Origin of the sequence: Streptomyces sp. SID8352, assembly GCF_009862265.1 — a bacterium.
GTDB lineage: Bacteria > Actinomycetota > Actinomycetes > Streptomycetales > Streptomycetaceae > Streptomyces.
Genome location: NZ_WWGX01000022.1, coordinates 186,678 through 201,049 on the forward strand (window position 1 = coordinate 186,678; position 14,372 = coordinate 201,049).

13 protein-coding genes are annotated in these 14,372 nt (G+C 74.8%); 3 read left to right on the top strand and 10 right to left on the bottom strand.

Going from position 1 to position 14,372, the window contains the following annotated elements; all coding sequences use genetic code 11:
- Positions 1 to 325: 325 nt before the first annotated feature.
- Together GTY84_RS06190 and GTY84_RS06195 are read left to right on the top strand one after the other, a co-directional pair.
- Positions 326 to 2,041 (top strand): glycoside hydrolase family 13 protein, encoded by a 1,716-nt coding sequence (locus GTY84_RS06190; protein ID WP_161225076.1) that lies wholly within the window; start codon positions 326 to 328, stop codon positions 2,039 to 2,041.
- 308 nt (positions 2,042 to 2,349) lie between these two features.
- Positions 2,350 to 2,712 carry an isomerase gene (locus GTY84_RS06195; RefSeq protein ID WP_161225077.1) on the top strand — a complete coding sequence of 121 codons (363 nt, stop codon included), beginning with the start codon at positions 2,350 to 2,352 and terminating at the stop codon, positions 2,710 to 2,712.
- Here the strand turns inward: GTY84_RS06195 and GTY84_RS06200 are convergent.
- From GTY84_RS06200 to GTY84_RS06225, 6 genes are all read right to left on the bottom strand, one after another.
- Positions 2,691 to 3,398: a TetR/AcrR family transcriptional regulator gene (locus tag GTY84_RS06200; RefSeq protein ID WP_161225078.1), complete on the bottom strand. Its 708-nt coding sequence runs from the start codon at positions 3,396 to 3,398 to the stop codon at positions 2,691 to 2,693. The genes GTY84_RS06195 and GTY84_RS06200 overlap by 22 nt on opposite strands.
- Before the next feature lie 293 nt (positions 3,399 to 3,691).
- Positions 3,692 to 5,650, bottom strand: coding sequence for a hypothetical protein (locus GTY84_RS06205; protein WP_161225079.1), 1,959 nt, complete (start codon positions 5,648 to 5,650; stop codon positions 3,692 to 3,694).
- A 190-nt stretch (positions 5,651 to 5,840) separates the two neighbouring features.
- Positions 5,841 to 6,854, bottom strand: a complete 1,014-nt coding sequence (locus GTY84_RS06210) for an SDR family oxidoreductase (RefSeq protein WP_161225080.1) — start codon at positions 6,852 to 6,854, stop codon at positions 5,841 to 5,843.
- A gap of 263 nt (positions 6,855 to 7,117) precedes the next feature.
- The gene (locus tag GTY84_RS06215) at positions 7,118 to 7,702 is read right to left on the bottom strand and encodes a winged helix-turn-helix domain-containing protein (RefSeq protein ID WP_161225081.1); all 585 of its coding nucleotides are present in this window, start codon (positions 7,700 to 7,702) and stop codon (positions 7,118 to 7,120) included.
- Positions 7,703 to 8,220: 518 nt separating this feature from the next.
- On the bottom strand, positions 8,221 to 9,252 hold the full coding sequence (gene glnII, locus GTY84_RS06220) for a glutamine synthetase (RefSeq protein ID WP_161225082.1): 1,032 nt from the start codon (positions 9,250 to 9,252) through the stop codon (positions 8,221 to 8,223).
- 221 nt (positions 9,253 to 9,473) lie between these two features.
- Positions 9,474 to 9,833 carry an arsenate reductase family protein gene (locus tag GTY84_RS06225; RefSeq protein ID WP_161225083.1) on the bottom strand — a complete coding sequence of 120 codons (360 nt, stop codon included), beginning with the start codon at positions 9,831 to 9,833 and terminating at the stop codon, positions 9,474 to 9,476.
- 343 nt (positions 9,834 to 10,176) lie between these two features.
- Between GTY84_RS06225 and GTY84_RS06230 the strand changes: the two genes are divergently transcribed.
- Positions 10,177 to 10,509 carry a hypothetical protein gene (locus tag GTY84_RS06230; RefSeq protein ID WP_161225084.1) on the top strand — a complete coding sequence of 111 codons (333 nt, stop codon included), beginning with the start codon at positions 10,177 to 10,179 and terminating at the stop codon, positions 10,507 to 10,509.
- A 173-nt stretch (positions 10,510 to 10,682) separates the two neighbouring features.
- On the opposite strand, the gene GTY84_RS06235 is transcribed toward GTY84_RS06230, so the two are convergent.
- The 4 genes from GTY84_RS06235 to glnA form a co-directional block, all read right to left on the bottom strand.
- Positions 10,683 to 11,342, bottom strand: coding sequence for a hypothetical protein (locus tag GTY84_RS06235; RefSeq protein ID WP_161225396.1), 660 nt, complete (start codon positions 11,340 to 11,342; stop codon positions 10,683 to 10,685).
- 5 nt (positions 11,343 to 11,347) lie between these two features.
- On the bottom strand, positions 11,348 to 12,259 hold the full coding sequence (gene htpX / locus GTY84_RS06240) for a zinc metalloprotease HtpX (RefSeq protein WP_161225085.1): 912 nt from the start codon (positions 12,257 to 12,259) through the stop codon (positions 11,348 to 11,350).
- A gap of 57 nt (positions 12,260 to 12,316) precedes the next feature.
- Positions 12,317 to 12,574 carry a hypothetical protein gene (locus GTY84_RS06245; protein ID WP_161225086.1) on the bottom strand — a complete coding sequence of 86 codons (258 nt, stop codon included), beginning with the start codon at positions 12,572 to 12,574 and terminating at the stop codon, positions 12,317 to 12,319.
- A gap of 281 nt (positions 12,575 to 12,855) precedes the next feature.
- Entirely contained in the window at positions 12,856 to 14,265 is a 1,410-nt protein-coding gene (gene glnA / locus GTY84_RS06250; protein ID WP_161225087.1) for a type I glutamate--ammonia ligase, read from the bottom strand.
- Positions 14,266 to 14,372 lie beyond the last annotated feature (107 nt).

Below are 14,372 nucleotides of genomic sequence, written 5' to 3' on the forward strand. Positions count from 1 at the left end.
CGGGGCGACTCACCGGATCTCTTGCGCTTTTTTTCTGCAAGTCCTTTCGTCCGGCTCGCGTCGCTGTTACGTTCACGTCGCCCGGCGGCGGCAACGGCGCGGTCGGCGGCGGGCGCGGCGGACGGGCCCGCCCGCACACCCGGGCCCTCACCCCGAGGAGAACTCATGCGGCGTGGCACGGCGGCCACCGTCCCGCCGGCCCCCGCGCCCCGGTGGCGAGGGCGGCGGCAGCGGTGCCCACCGGACCCCTCCGTCACCGCGGAGCCGCCCCGCCGCCGGCCCGCCGCCACCGTGCCCCCCGACCGACCCCGTACGCGAGGACACCATGAGCCAGCAGCACACCGCCGCCCCGGTCCCCACCCCCGCACCGGCCCCCACCCGGGCCGTGGCCCCCACCCCCGCCCGGCCCGCCGCCGCACCCCGCGACTGGTGGCGGGACGCGGTCATCTACCAGATCTACCCCCGCAGCTTCGCCGACAGCGACGGCGACGGGATGGGCGACCTGGAAGGCGCCCGCACCCGCCTGCCGTACCTGCGCGACCTCGGGGTGGACGCCGTGTGGCTAAGCCCCTTCTACGCCTCCCCGCAGGCCGACGCCGGGTACGACGTCGCCGACTACCGGGCCGTCGACCCCGTTTTCGGCACCCTCGCCGACGCCGACGCGCTGATCCGCGACGCCCACGGGCTGGGCCTGCGCGTCATCGTCGACCTCGTACCCAACCACTCCTCCGACCGGCACGAGTGGTTCCGGCGCGCCCTCGCCGAGGGCCCCGGATCGCCCTGCCGGGACCGCTACCACTTCCGGCCCGGCAAGGGCCCCCGCGGGGAACTGCCGCCCAACGACTGGGAGTCCGTCTTCGGCGGCCCCGCGTGGACCCGGGTCACCGAGCCGGACGGCACACCGGGGGAGTGGTACCTGCACCTCTTCGCCCCCGAGCAGCCCGACTTCAACTGGGAACACCCCGCCGTCGGCGACGAGTTCAGGTCCATCCTGCGGTTCTGGCTCGACAGGGGCGTCGACGGGTTCCGCGTCGACGTCGCCCACGGCATGGTGAAGGCCGAGGGCCTGCCCGACCTGGAGTCGGGGGAGCAGCTCAAACTGCTGGGCAGCGGCGTCATGCCCTTCTTCGACCAGGACGGCGTCCACGCCATCTACCGGCAGTGGCGGCTGATCCTCGGCGAGTACCCCGGCGAGCGGATCTTCGTCGCGGAGGCCTGGACGCCCACCGTCGAGCGGACCGCCCGCTACGTCCGCCCCGACGAGCTGCACCAGGCGTTCAACTTCCAGTACCTCACCACCCACTGGGACGCGGCCGAGCTGCGCTCCGTCATCGACCGGACCCTGGACGCCATGCGCCCGGTCGGTGCCCCCGCCACCTGGGTGCTCTCCAACCACGACGTCACCCGGCACGCCACCCGCTTCGCCAACCCGCCCGGCCTCGGCACCCAGATCCGCCTCGCCGGGGACCGCGGGACGGGCCTGCGCCGGGCGCGCGCCGCCACCCTCCTCATGCTGGCCCTGCCCGGATCGGCCTACGTCTACCAGGGCGAGGAACTCGGCCTGCCGGACGTCGTCGACCTGCCCGACGCGGTGCGCCAGGACCCGGCCTACTTCCGCGGCGACGGCCAGGACGGCTTCCGCGACGGCTGCCGGGTGCCTCTCCCGTGGACCCGCGGCGGCACCTCGTACGGCTTCGGCGGCGGGGGGAGCTGGCTGCCGCAGCCGGAGGGCTGGGGCGCACTGAGCGTCGAGGCGCAGACCGGTGTGCCCGGCTCCACCCTGGAGCTGTACCGGGCCGCGCTGGCCGCCCGCCGCGCCCACCCCGACCTGGGCGCGGGCGACGCCGTCCAGTGGCTCCCCGCGCCCGAGGGCGTCCTCGCGCTGCGCCGGGGCCGCTTCGTCTGCACGGCCAACACCACCCGCGAGCCGGTGGTCCTCCCCACCCCCGGACGCCTCCTCCTGTCCAGCGCCGACACCGCGACGGAAGGACCGGAGACGGTGCTGCCCCCGGACGCGACGCTCTGGTGGGACGCCCCCTGACCCGCCCGCGGGGGAACGGTTTCCGGCCGTCGCCGCCCCCGGGCCCCGCCGTCGTCCGTACGCCGGCGGAGGGCCTCGGGGGCGGTACGGGGGCCGCCGGTCCGCAAGCGCTTTCCTCCGCATTCACCGTTCTTGCCGCAAGGATTGCGCGAAAGGGTGCCCTGCCGCCCCGCCGGAGGCCGCGAGGGCGCCCCGCCGACGGGCACCGAACGGTTCCGGTCGCGCCGTCACCGTGTTTGCTCCGGCCAACTCGCCTCTCGCGGAGGGAAGTTAGGGTGAGCCTCGCTGTCCGGAGAACAGGAGGGCCCATGCCGCAGATCACCGTCGACTACTCCGTCGAACTCGCGGACGGTTTCGACCGCCCCGCCCTCGCGCGGGAACTGCACAGCGCCGTCACCGGAATCGCGTATGCCGGACCGGCGGTGTGCCGGACCCGCTTCCGTCCCGTCGAGGACGTCGTGGTCGGCCCCGGCGACCAGGGCCGGGGCCAGGTCCTCGTCCACGTCGGCATCGCCCTGCCGTTCGGGCGCACCGACGACGTCCAGCGCCGCCTCACCGGGGCGGTGGTGGAGCTGGTGCGGCGGCGGGTGCGGACACCTCCCGGCATGGTGCTGCACGTGTCGGCCGAGTCCCGCGACCGGGAGAACTCCTACCGCGAGTCGACGGGCTGACCCAGCAGTCCGGTGAGCCGGCCGGCCAGCTCCGCGAAGGGGCCGTCGGCCGGCTCGCCGGCCATCACGCGCCGCACCAGCGCGGCCGTCCCCTCGTCCTGGACGGCGCCCACCGCCAGCAGCGCGGCGAAGTCGTGCACGAGCTGCGTCTCCAGCTCGGCGCGCGGCACCCGCCGCCCTTCCAGCCAGATCAGCGCCTTCGACTCGGCCAGCGAGATCCAGGACCGGACCACCAGCTCCAGCCGCGCGGGCGGGTCGGCCACCTCCAGATGCGCCAGGATCTGCCGGTAGGCGGCCAGCCGCACGGAGTCGACCAGGGCGTTCTCCGTGGCGGAGCCGACGGCCGGACCGCCGCGCAACAGCGCGGAGAAGACCGGACCGTGCCGGTCGGCGAAGTCCAGGCAGCGCCCGGTCACCCGCAGCAGCCGCGCCCCCAGCGGGCCCGTTCGCGGCTCCTCGAACCGCGCCGCCAGGTCCTCCGCGGCACGCCCCAGCGCGGCCTCGTACAGGCTGAGTTTGCCGGGGAAGTAGTGGTAGACCAGCGGGCGCGAGATGCCCGCCGCCGACGCTATCTCGTCGAGTGAGACCTCATCGGGCGAGCGGCGGCCGAACAGGTCGAGGGCGACGCCGATCAACTGCTCCCGGCGCTCCTCGACGCCCATCCTGCGACGCGCCCCGATAGCCATGTGCCCACCCTACCGAGCGGATCCGGACCCCGGAGGACCCGGCCGGGCCGGCGCCGGCGGACCCGGCACGCTGCGGTCACGGCACTGGTCAGGGCATGTCCGACGATTGCCGTCGTCACCCGTGGGGCGGCCGCGGGGCGTCGGGTGCGTGCTCCCGGTTCACCGGCCCCGGGCCTTGGTGCTGGATGTACCCGGGGCCGGGGCCGGGGCAGGGGCAGGGGTTGGTGCCGGGGCCGGTGCGGCGGGAGTGCGTGCATGGGGTCGTGAGGCGGACGGGAACGGTCGGACCTGCCTCAGCCGCCCAGCCCGGTGATGGTCCCGCCGCCCTCCAGCGTGCCCTTCAGCTCCGCCCGCGCGCCCTGTTCCGCCGCCGCCGTCAGCAGACCGCCTTCGGCGGAGCCGGTCACGCCGCCGCTCGCCGCGATGGACGCCACGTCCCCGCCGCCGGCCGCGAGCAGGTACCAGTGCCCGCCGGACGACTTCCACAGCACCCCCGCCAGCACCCGCGGATCGCGTTCCCCGCAGGCCCGTACGTCCTCGGCGCGCGCCGTCACCGCGCCCACGGTGCCGCCCGGCGTACGGAACTGGGCCGTCACCCGCGCCCCCTCGCCCCGCCAGGTCTCCGCCCGGGTGCACACCCAGGTGCCCGCGCCCGTCCCGTCGGGCAGCGGCTGCGCCGCGAACTCCCAGGCGTTCACCGACCGCACCCCCTGCCCGCGCACCGCGCCCAGCGAGCAGGCGTACGGCGCCCAGTCGGCCAGCGCCTCCGCGTCGGAGAGGTCGCCGGGGTCGCCGGGCCGCCCGGTGGTGAGACGGGCCGGGACCAGTTCACCGAGGTCCGTCAGCACCCGGGTGAGCGAACCACCGTCCCCCGGGGCGCCGTTGGCGTCCTCGGTCAGCGCGAGCACGTTCCAGGAGGCGCAGCCGCCGGGGGCCTGCGCCGCCGGACCGGCCAGCGGTGAGGTCACCCCGCCGGCCAGCGACAGCGCGGTCGGCTCCGCCCCGGCGTCGGTCAGGTCCCGCTGCGCCGCCGATGTCACCCAGGGCGCCGTCAGATAGCGCACGTTGCCGTCGGCGCGGCCCAGCACCACCGCGTCCGCGCCGCTCAGCCCGTCGCCGTCGGTCCGCGCGAAGTCCAGCGCCGCGCCCCGGGTGTCGTCCCGCGGCTCGGCGTAGCGGACGACGCGCAGCCCGTCGAACAGGATCACCACCCGCGCGTTGTCGACGTTCCCGGCGTAGAGCAGCCGGGCCGGGCCGGAGGGACCGCCGGTCGCGGTGCCGGGCGTCGCCGACACGGACACCGCCTCGCCGGGCCGGGCCCACACCGCGAGGGCGCGGCGCAGCAACTCCCGGTCCCCGGTGAGGTCGCCGCGGACCGGCCACACCGAGAGGTCGGCCCGCGCGGCGGTGCGCCAGTCGTCGGCCCCGGCCCTGGTCAGTCGGCCGGGGTCGAGGGCCGCCTCGGCCGCCGGATTGCGCGCGTAGGCCGGTGCGGCCGGACCGTCCGGCCCCCAGCCGTCGCCGGGCAGGCCCAGCAGCGCCCCGCACACCACCAGGGCCGCCCCGGCGACCAGCGCGGCACGGCCGTGCTGGCGCCGGCGCAGCAGATCGGTCGGCCGTGCCTGCAGCGAGCAGGCGTCGAACTCCGGCGAGGACAGCAGCCGGTACCGGGCGGGGACCTCACCGGCCTCCAGAAGAGCGTCCTCCGGGTCCGGGGCACCGGCGGCGTCCAGCAGCTCCGCCACCTCGTCGTCGGACATCCGCTCCAGACCGCGCAGCACATGGGCGGCCCGGGCCGGTGCCGACAGCTCCGACAGCTCCTGGTCCAGGGCGAGTTCGTCGGCACCGCCGGAACGCGGGTAGAGGACGAGCCCCCGCACCCGGGGCAGCAGCGGCGGGAGCTGGGACCGGCGGGGCAGGGCCGGACGCCGCAGCGGGCGGGCCGCCTCCAGCGCCGTCCGCACCACGCGCAACCGCACCAGGGCGTACCCCGGGTCGCCGCCGCGCCCGGCCGACTGCGCGGGGATCAGCGGCGAGGTGGTGCGGTTCCGGGGCAGCGCGCGCTGGACGAGGGCGTGCGCGGTCAGGACCCGGCGGCGTCGGCCGAGGCCGGGCGGCAGGATCAGATAGGCCAGCCGGACCAGTCGCGGGTAGTGCTCGACGAGCGCGGCCTCGGCCTGCTCGACGTCGACGACCGCGTCGGAGGAGGCGGAGGAGGGCGCGGGGCGCTGGGCGACATCCTGTGACTGCACGCCCAGCGCAACGAGCGACCCGGCACTTGGTCACCGCTCCGCGCGCGTCGCGGTCTTCCCTTCCGTGCCGCCCCGCGCATGTTGCGGTCTTCCTTTTCGTGCCGCCCCGCGCGCGTTGTGGTCTTCCCTCTCCGTCGCCGGGCGCGCGTCGCGGTCCGGTCCCCGCCTCCGGACCGGGCGGTGGTGCCGGCTACACCTCCGGGGCGCCCGCGATCCCCAGGACCCGGGCCTCCGTCTCCGGGTCCAGGCCCACCGCCGGACGGTCCGGTCGCAGCGGGGTCACGCCGTCGAGGGAGAGGAGCCAGTCCCAGGTGTCGGCGACGGTGTCGGCGACCGGTCGGCAGACCAGACCGGCGGCCAGGGCGCGGGAGACGTCCGCGCCGTGCAGCGCGTCATGCATCTCGCCGCCCGGCGGCACCCACACCGGCAGCCCGGTCCACGGCTCGATCCCGGCGCCGGTGATCACCTCCGGTGCCGTCCAGCGGAGTTCCGCCGCGCCGCCGGTGACCCGGGCGCAGGCGTCCAGCAGGGTGCCCGTCGTGGCGTGGCCGCGGGGCGAGACGAGGGTGTACGGCCCGCTCAGCCCGCGCGTCACCGCCCCCAGCACCCAGTCGGCCAGGTCGCGGACGTCGACGTACTGCAACGGCAGGTCGCGGGGCCCGGGGGCCAGGACCGGGCCGCCGCGCGCCATCCGGCCCAGCCACCAGGGCAGCCGCCCGACGTTCTCGTACGGCCCGAGGATCAGCCCCGCGCGGACCAGTACCGAGCGGTCCGCGCCGAAGGCGTCCACGGCGGCCAGTTCGCCGCCGCGCTTGTCCCGCGCGTAGTCGAGCCGCTCCGCGTCCGCCGAGGCGCCCTCGACCAGCGGGGCGTCCTCGGTGTGACCGGCGGGCGGCGCCCAGGCGTACACCGAGCGGCTCGACACGTACACGTACCGTCCGGCGCGCCCCCGCAGCAGCCGGGCCGCGTCGCGCACCGCGCGGGGCGCCCCCGCCCAGGTGTCGACGACCGCGTCCCAGCCGCCGCCGTCGGCGAGGGCGGCGAGCCCGTCCGGCCCGGTCCGGTCACCGCGCAGCGGGCGGGCGCCGGGCGGTGCCGGGTGCCGTCCGCGGTGCAGGACGGTCACCTCCCAGCCGCGCCCCAGTGCCGCCTCCACCACGGCCCGCCCCACGAACTCCGTACCGCCCAGCACCAGTAGTCGCATGCCGGACACTCTGCCGGGCCGCGTCGGCCCGGGGAACGGCGCTCTGCCGAGGGCAGAGCCGGGGCGTGGAGCCGCGGAGCCGCCGGTGCGGCGGGGCGGGTGGCCCGGGGGCGTGGTCCGGGTCGGAGGCCGGGGCCGTCAGCCGGGGCCGGGGTCGGGGCCGGCCCCCGCTGACGGGTGGTCCGGGTGCCCCCGAAGTCCCGGGCGACACCCACGGCCCGGCCGGCCCGGGTGAGCCCGGCGGCCCGGACGGTCCCGTGGGGTCAACGGCTCACCGGAGGCGTGTACTTGTAGCCGACCCGGCGCACGGTCTGGATGGTCCGCCGGTGCTCCGCGCCCAGCTTCCGGCGCAGCCGCGCCACGTGCACGTCCACGGTGCGGCCGTCGCCGACGTGCCCGTAGCCCCACACGGTGGTGACCAGGTGGTCGCGGGAGTGCACCCGGTGGGGGTGCGCGACGAGATGGGCGAGCAGCTCGAACTCCAGGTAGGTCAGGTCGAGTTCGCGTCCGTCGACGGCGGCGGTCCGCCGCGCGGGATCGATCCGCACCAGCGGGTCCGCCGCCCCGGTGGCGGTGGCCTCCGGCGCCGCCGTGCCCGGCAGGGTCCGGTCCCGGTCGGCGGGGACCAGCACGAGGTAGCCGACCATCGGCGGGCGGCCCGGCAGGGAGGGCAGGGTGTGCGGGGGAGCGGGCAGCCAGGTGGCGCCCGGCGGGATGAGGTCGGCCATGTCCACCACGTCGTCCCGGCCGACGGCGCGCAGCCGGTGCCGTGCGCCGGGGGAGGGGTGGCCGGGTGCGGTGGCGGAGGGATCGAGGGGGACGGTGGTCAGGGAACGGTGGGTCGCCATGGGACGTCAGCTCTTTCGCGCGAGATGTTCGTCGAGGAGGGCGACGGCCACGAGATGGTGGTCGGGGCGTCGCGGGGACGTACGTCGTGCGCGCCGGGCCGGGGGCCGTGGGTGTGCGGCTCTAGCCGGCTCGCGCGATCGTCGCGCGGCAACACACCCGGTCGAAGTCGTGGTGCTGACGGGAAGGCCAGAAGGGCTCGAGGTCGTGGCGACCCGTCGCTGCGTACTTCCGGAAGCTGGCCATGCCCTCATTGAAGCAGACGGCGGCACCGGGCAGTAGCCGCCTTCTCACTGCGTGGACAGCGCACCGGACCACTCCGTGGACACCCCGCGGTGTCAACGGGCCCTCCGGGCGGCCCTGTTGACGGCTCCCTGGCCGGTCGGGGGCCGGTCGGGGGCCGGAGCGGGGCCCGGGGACGGGGCGAAGGGGCACCCTCCGGCGTGACGGAGAGCACCCCTTCGGACGGGACGCGGCGGGACGGACCCGGGAGGACCCGGAAAGAGGATCCGGGCGGGGGTCAGACCTGGCCGGCCTTCTCCAGGGCGGCGCAGCAGGTGTCGACGATCAGCCGGGTCACCACGTACGGGTCGACGTTGGCGTTGGGGCGGCGGTCCTCGATGTACCCCTTGCCGTCCCGCTCGACCTGCCACGGGATGCGGACCGAGGCACCGCGGTCCGCGACGCCGTACGAGTACTCGTTCCACGGAGCGGTCTCGTGCAGGCCGGTGAGGCGGTCGTCGATGCCCGCGCCGTAGTTCTTGACGTGGTCCATCGGCTTGGAGCCCTCGCCGAGCGACTCGCAGGCGGTGATGATCGCCGCGTAGCCCTCGCGCATCGCCCGGGTGGAGAAGTTGGTGTGCGCGCCGGCGCCGTTCCAGTCCCCCTTGACCGGCTTGGGGTCGAGGGTGGCGGAGACGCCGAAGTCCTCGGCGGTGCGGTAGAGCAGCCAGCGGGCCACCCAGAGCTGGTCGGAGACCTCCAGCGGCGACAGCGGGCCGACCTGGAACTCCCACTGGCCGGGCATGACCTCGGCGTTGATGCCGGAGATGCCGAGACCGGCCCGCAGGCAGTTGTCCAGGTGGGCCTCGACGACGTCGCGCCCGAAGATCTCGTCCGAGCCGACCCCGCAGTAGTAGCCGCCCTGCGCGGCCGGGAAGCCGCCCTCGGGGAAGCCGAGCGGACGGGAGCCCTTGAAGAAGGTGTACTCCTGCTCGATGCCGAAGACCGGCTCCTGACCGGCGAACCGCTCGCTCACCGCGGCCAGTTCGGTGCGGGTGTTGCTCGGGTGCGGGGTGAGGTCGGTGTCCAGCACCTCGCAGAGCACCAGGAGGTCCTCGCCGCCGCGGATCGGGTCGGGGCAGGCGAAGACCGGCCGCAGCACGCAGTCCGAGGTGTGCCCGGCGGCCTGGTTGGTGGAGGACCCGTCGAAGCCCCAGAGCGGGAGGGCCTCCAGGCCGGCCGGGGAGCCCGCCATGACCTTCGTCTTGGAACGGAGCTTGGCCGTCGGCTCGGTACCGTCGATCCAGATGTACTCGGCCTTGAAGGTCACGGGGGCCACTTCCTTGGGAGGGGTCTGCGGGTCGGACGCGCTCCGCGCCCGCCACGGCGCCGGTCGCCGCGTCCACTGCTCCGCAGCCTGCCAACGCGCGATTTCCCGGCCGTTGCCCGAATGTGAACCCCGTGTTACCCGCGCGGCGGTGTGACCGGCCTCACGCCCCCGCGCCGGGTGCTCCCGCCGGGGCGAGGCTCCCCGCCGGGAGCGCGGCGTCCCTACCGGGACAGGGCGTCCCGTACCGCCTCGTCCGTGCGGGCGACGACGGCCGTCCCGTCCTCCGCCGTGATGATCGGCCGTTGGATCAGCCGGGGGTGCTCGCTCAGCGCGGTGACCCAGCGGTCGCGCGCCGCCTCGTCGCGGGGCCAGTCCCCCATCCCCAGTTCCTTGGCCACCGCCTCGCCCGTACGGGTGATGTCCCACGGTTCGAGTCCGAGCCGGCCGAGCACCGCGCGGATCTCGTCGGCGGTCGGCACGTCCTCCAGATAGCGGCGCACGGTGTAGTCGGCGCCCTCGGCGTCGAGCAGGCTCAGCGCGCTGCGGCACTTCGAACAGGCCGGATTGATCCAGATCTCCATGCCCGTACCGTAGCCAACGGGCCTCGACCCCCGCCCGGCTCCGCGCCCCGACGCCCGCCCCGTGGCCCGGCCGCGCGGGCGGCCCGGGCTCACTTCTCACCCTTGGTCCCGGACCTGCCCCGGACCTCCTCCGGCGGACGCCTGTCCAGTGGTGTTCGAATTTTGGCCATCCCGCGCACCCGGGAGTCGCCCTTGTGCGACGGTACGCCAACAGCCTTGTCCACCAGGTCATTTGATGGTGTCGCGGACTTCATGGATGTCAGTGTCAGGACGTAAAATATGAGGAGTGTTCGAAGGTGGCGCCGGGGTGGCCGGCGGCACCCGACCGCGCCAGGAGGATGACGTGCCCGCTGCCGCACCGAAGCAGACGCCGACACCCGCGCCGAAGCCCCCGCCCACCCAGTCGACCGCCCAGCGCCCCGTCCCGCTCGACCTGCCCTACCAGCCCGTGGCCAAGCACCCGCTGCCCGCCGGGCGGCCCCGCGAGTGGTACGTCACGCACAACCGGAGGCTCAAGGCGATGCGCCTGGCCATCGCCCTGCTGGACTCCGGCGTCTACCTGCCCCAGCAGGCCCGCGACGCGAGGATCCGCAGCACCGCGGCGACCATCGGTGTCCACCCGCCGTCGGCCACCACCTGCCGCATGGTGCGCGTCCTCATGCGCGACCCCCGCTGACCCGGCCCGCCGGCCGCCCGCACCCCGGGCTCCGGCGGGCCCCGCACCCGGGTCCCGCGTGCGGAACCGCCGCACCGCACCCGCCCGGCGTCCCCTTCCCCGGTCCGCCGGGCGCGGCCGGGGCCGGGCAGGGGGAGGCCGGGGCCGGACGGGGGAGCGGTCGGGGCCCGGCTTCACATGCCGGGCGCGCCCCAGACCGGGAACCAGCGGCCGAGGTCCTTCTCCACCGGCAGGTCGTCCCCGAGCGCCGCCCGTACCCGCAGCTCCAGCGGGTTGTCCCGCCGCTCCCGGGTCCCGGGCAGCGGGGCGAACGGATAGAAGGTGCCGCGCTTGTAGAGGTAGACCAGGGCCAGCGACCGCCCGCCCGCGGCCCCGTCCCCGGCGGCGGCCGGGCCCTCCCCGGCGCCCCTGGGGTCCTCCGGGGCTCCCGCGCCGTCAGTGTCGCCCGTGTCGAGGAATCCCGCCAGGGAGCAGAGGAGCTGCGGGCCGAAGCCGTTCGCCTCCAGGGTGCTGTTGACCGCGTGCAGGTCGTTGACCAGCTCCGGGAGCTCGTCGGGGGAGCGGCGGGAGACCAGCCAGGAGTAGCCGTAGGCGTCGCGGCTCAGCCCGACCGGCGTACGGCCCGCGTCGGCGTCGAGCAGGGCGCGGACCTCGCGGTGGGTCTGCTCGAAGGCCGCGCCCTCCACCGTCGCGAAGCACACCGCCCCCTGTCCGGTGGGCCGGAAGCCGGTCGCCGCCTCCAGCGTCACCGCCGCCGAGGGCAGGGCGAAGAGCCGGTCGAGATCGGGCCGTACGGGCCTGGTCCGGCCGAGCAGGATGTCCAGCAGCCCCACGGCGCTCAACCCTCCCCGGGCCCGGCCGGCCCGCCCAGTTCGGCGGAGATCCGGCCGAGCTGGTCGAGGCGCTGCTCCAGGCTCGGGTGGGTGGAGAAGAACCGGCCGACACCCGGGTCCGCGCCGAGCGCGGGGGTGAAGTAGAAGGCGTTGAACGCCTGCGCCGTGCGCAGGTCCTTGGTCGGGATACGGGCGATCTCCCCGCTCACCTTGGTGAGCGCCGCCGCCAGGGCCGAGGGACGGCCGGTGAGGAAGGCCGCCGCCCGGTCCGCCGCCAGCTCCCGGTACCGCGACAGCGCCCGGATCAGCAGGAAGCTGATCGCGTACACGGCGGCCGAGACGCCCATCACGGCCGCGAGGATGACCACGGTGTTCTGGTCCCGCCGCCCGAAGAGCTGGGAGTAGAAGGCGAACCGCACCATCAGCCCCGCGATCACCCCCAGGAACGACGCGACGGTGATCACGGCGACGTCCTTGTGGGCCACGTGGGACAGCTCGTGCGCGAGCACCCCCTCCAGCTCCTCGGGCTCCAGCCGCCGCAGCAGTCCGGTGGTGACGCAGACCACCGCGTTGTCCGGGTTGCGCCCGGTCGCGAACGCGTTCGGCATGTCCATGTCGGACACGGCGACCACCGGCTTCGGCATGTCCGCCATCGCCGCCAGCCGGTCGACCACGCCGTGCAGCCCGGGATACTCGTCCCGCTCCACGACCCGGCCGCGCATGGCGAAGAGGGCGATCCGGTCGGAGAACCAGAACTGCGCGGCGAACAGCAGCCCCACGATCACCACGACCAGCACCCAGGACTTCAGCAGCGCGATCAGCGCCGCGACGAACCCCACGTACAGCAGGCCGAGCAGGAACAGGGTGATCCCCATGCGCACGGTCAGCCTGCGGTCGCTCCGGAAGCGGCTCGGCATCTCCATCACCCCGCAGTCAGGCACTCGTCCCGCTGTCCAGTGTGCACCCGGGAGGGCTCAGTGGGGCGACCGGAGGTTCACGTAGCCCAGCAGCACGACCACGGCGGCCACGCAGCCCAGCACCACGGCCGTGGACACCCACGAGGACCGCCGCCGCCCGCCCCGGTACTCCGGGTCGGCCCGGAAGGGCACGGGCCCGGGCGGGTTCTCCTTCCACCGGGCGGCCAGCATCCGCGCCCGCGCCGAGGGCTCCTTGTGCGCGGCGTCCTCCGCCCACCTCAGATCGAACTCGGGCTCCTCGTCCCGCTCGGCCATCCCCGTTCCCTCTCCCCGTGTGATCCGATCGAACAACCGTGCCAGTAAACACGATCGCTCTCACCGTCACCGCCTCCAGCGGCGTTTTTCGGGCGGACGTTCCGCGCCCCCGTCCGCCCCGGGACGGCGGCGGTCGGCGGCGGGCACCCGGCGCGCAAACGGCGTCGAGGGCCGCTCCCCCTCCGGCGACCGGAAGGGAAGCGGCCCTCGACGGGCGGGTCCGTGCACGGCCGGGGGACGGACCCGGGCGCCCGGCCCGCGTCCGTCCCCCGGTCCGCGTCCTAGACGTCGAAGTACAGCTCGAACTCGTGGGGGTGCGGGCGGAGCTGGAGGGGGGCGATCTCGGTGGTGCGCTTGAGGTCGATCCAGGTCTCGATCAGGTCCGGCGTGAAGACGTCGCCCTGGAGGAGGAACTCGTGGTCTGCCTCCAGGCGGTTCAGGACCGCGTCCAGGGAGGTCGGGACCTGGGCCACGTTCGCGTGCTCCTCGGGAGCCAGCTCGTAGAGGTCCTTGTCGATCGGATCGGCCGGTTCGATCTTGTTCTTGATGCCGTCCAGACCGGCCAGCAGCAGCGCCGAGAAGGCCAGGTACGGGTTGCCCGAGGCGTCCGGGGCGCGGAACTCGACGCGCTTGGCCTTCGGGTTGGAGCCCGTGATCGGGATGCGCATCGCGGCGGAGCGGTTGCGCTGCGAGTACACCAGGTTCACCGGCGCCTCGAAGCCCGGCACCAGGCGGTGGTAGGAGTTCACCGTCGGGTTGGTGAACGCCAGCAGCGACGGGGCGTGCTTGAGGATGCCGCCGATGTAGTAGCGGGCGGTGTCGGACAGCCCGGCGTAGCCCTGCTCGTCGTAGAAGAGCGGCTCGCCGTTGGTCCACAGCGACTGGTGGACGTGCATGCCCGAACCGTTGTCACCGAAGATCGGCTTCGGCATGAAGGTCGCCGTCTTGCCGTTCTTCCACGCCACGTTCTTGATGATGTACTTGAAGAGCTGGAGGTCGTCGGCGGCGGCCAGCAGCGTGTTGAACCGGTAGTTGATCTCGGCCTGGCCGGCGGTGCCCACCTCGTGGTGCAGGCGCTCCATCTTCAGGCCGGAGCGCTCCAGCTCCAGCGCCATCTCGGCGCGCAGGTCCGCGAAGTGGTCGACCGGCGGGACGGGGAAGTAGCCGCCCTTGTAGCGGACCTTGTACCCCCGGTTGTCCTCCAGGGCGCCGGTGTTCCAGGCTCCGGCCTCGGAGTCGATGTGGTAGAACGACTCGTTCTCGGCCGTCTTGAAGCGCACGCTGTCGAAGACGTAGAACTCGGCCTCCGGGCCGAAGAACGCGGTGTCCGCGATGCCGGTGGAGGCCAGGTACGCCTCCGCCTTCCGCGCCACGTTCCGCGGGTCGCGGGAGTACTGCTCACCCGTGATCGGGTCGTGGATGAAGAAGTTGACGTTGAGCGTCTTGTCCCGGCGGAACGGGTCGATCCGCGCCGTCGACAGGTCGGGGCGCAGGGACATGTCCGACTCGTGGATGGCCTGGAAGCCGCGGATCGACGATCCGTCGAAGGCCTGCTCCTCGTCGGGGTCGAACGCCTCGGCGGGCAGCGTGAAGTGCTGCATGACGCCCGGCAGGTCGCAGAAGCGGACGTCGACGAACTTGACCTCCTCGTCCGCGATGAACTTCTTGGCCTCGTCGGCGTTCTGGAACATCCAGCTCCTCCTACTCCCGACCGTCCCGCCGGGGTGGTAGATCCTTCGTGCGGCCAGTGCGGGCGGGCCCGCGCTCCCCCGACCCTAGGGACGGGGGGTTTCTCGTG

Bases quoted from the DNA above. Each gene is read 5' to 3' on its own strand.
- GTY84_RS06190 (WP_161225076.1), top strand. From the start codon at position 326: ATGAGCCAGCAGCACACCGCCGCCCCGGTCCCCACCCCCGCACCGGCC.
- GTY84_RS06195 (WP_161225077.1), top strand. From the start codon at position 2,350: ATGCCGCAGATCACCGTCGACTACTCCGTCGAACTCGCGGACGGTTTC.
- GTY84_RS06200 (WP_161225078.1), bottom strand. From the start codon at position 3,398: ATGGCTATCGGGGCGCGTCGCAGGATGGGCGTCGAGGAGCGCCGGGAG.
- GTY84_RS06210 (WP_161225080.1), bottom strand. From the start codon at position 6,854: ATGCGACTACTGGTGCTGGGCGGTACGGAGTTCGTGGGGCGGGCCGTG.
- GTY84_RS06215 (WP_161225081.1), bottom strand. From the start codon at position 7,702: ATGGCGACCCACCGTTCCCTGACCACCGTCCCCCTCGATCCCTCCGCC.
- GTY84_RS06225 (WP_161225083.1), bottom strand. From the start codon at position 9,833: ATGGAGATCTGGATCAATCCGGCCTGTTCGAAGTGCCGCAGCGCGCTG.
- htpX (WP_161225085.1), bottom strand. From the start codon at position 12,259: ATGCCGAGCCGCTTCCGGAGCGACCGCAGGCTGACCGTGCGCATGGGG.
- GTY84_RS06245 (WP_161225086.1), bottom strand. From the start codon at position 12,574: ATGGCCGAGCGGGACGAGGAGCCCGAGTTCGATCTGAGGTGGGCGGAG.
- glnA (WP_161225087.1), bottom strand. From the start codon at position 14,265: ATGTTCCAGAACGCCGACGAGGCCAAGAAGTTCATCGCGGACGAGGAG.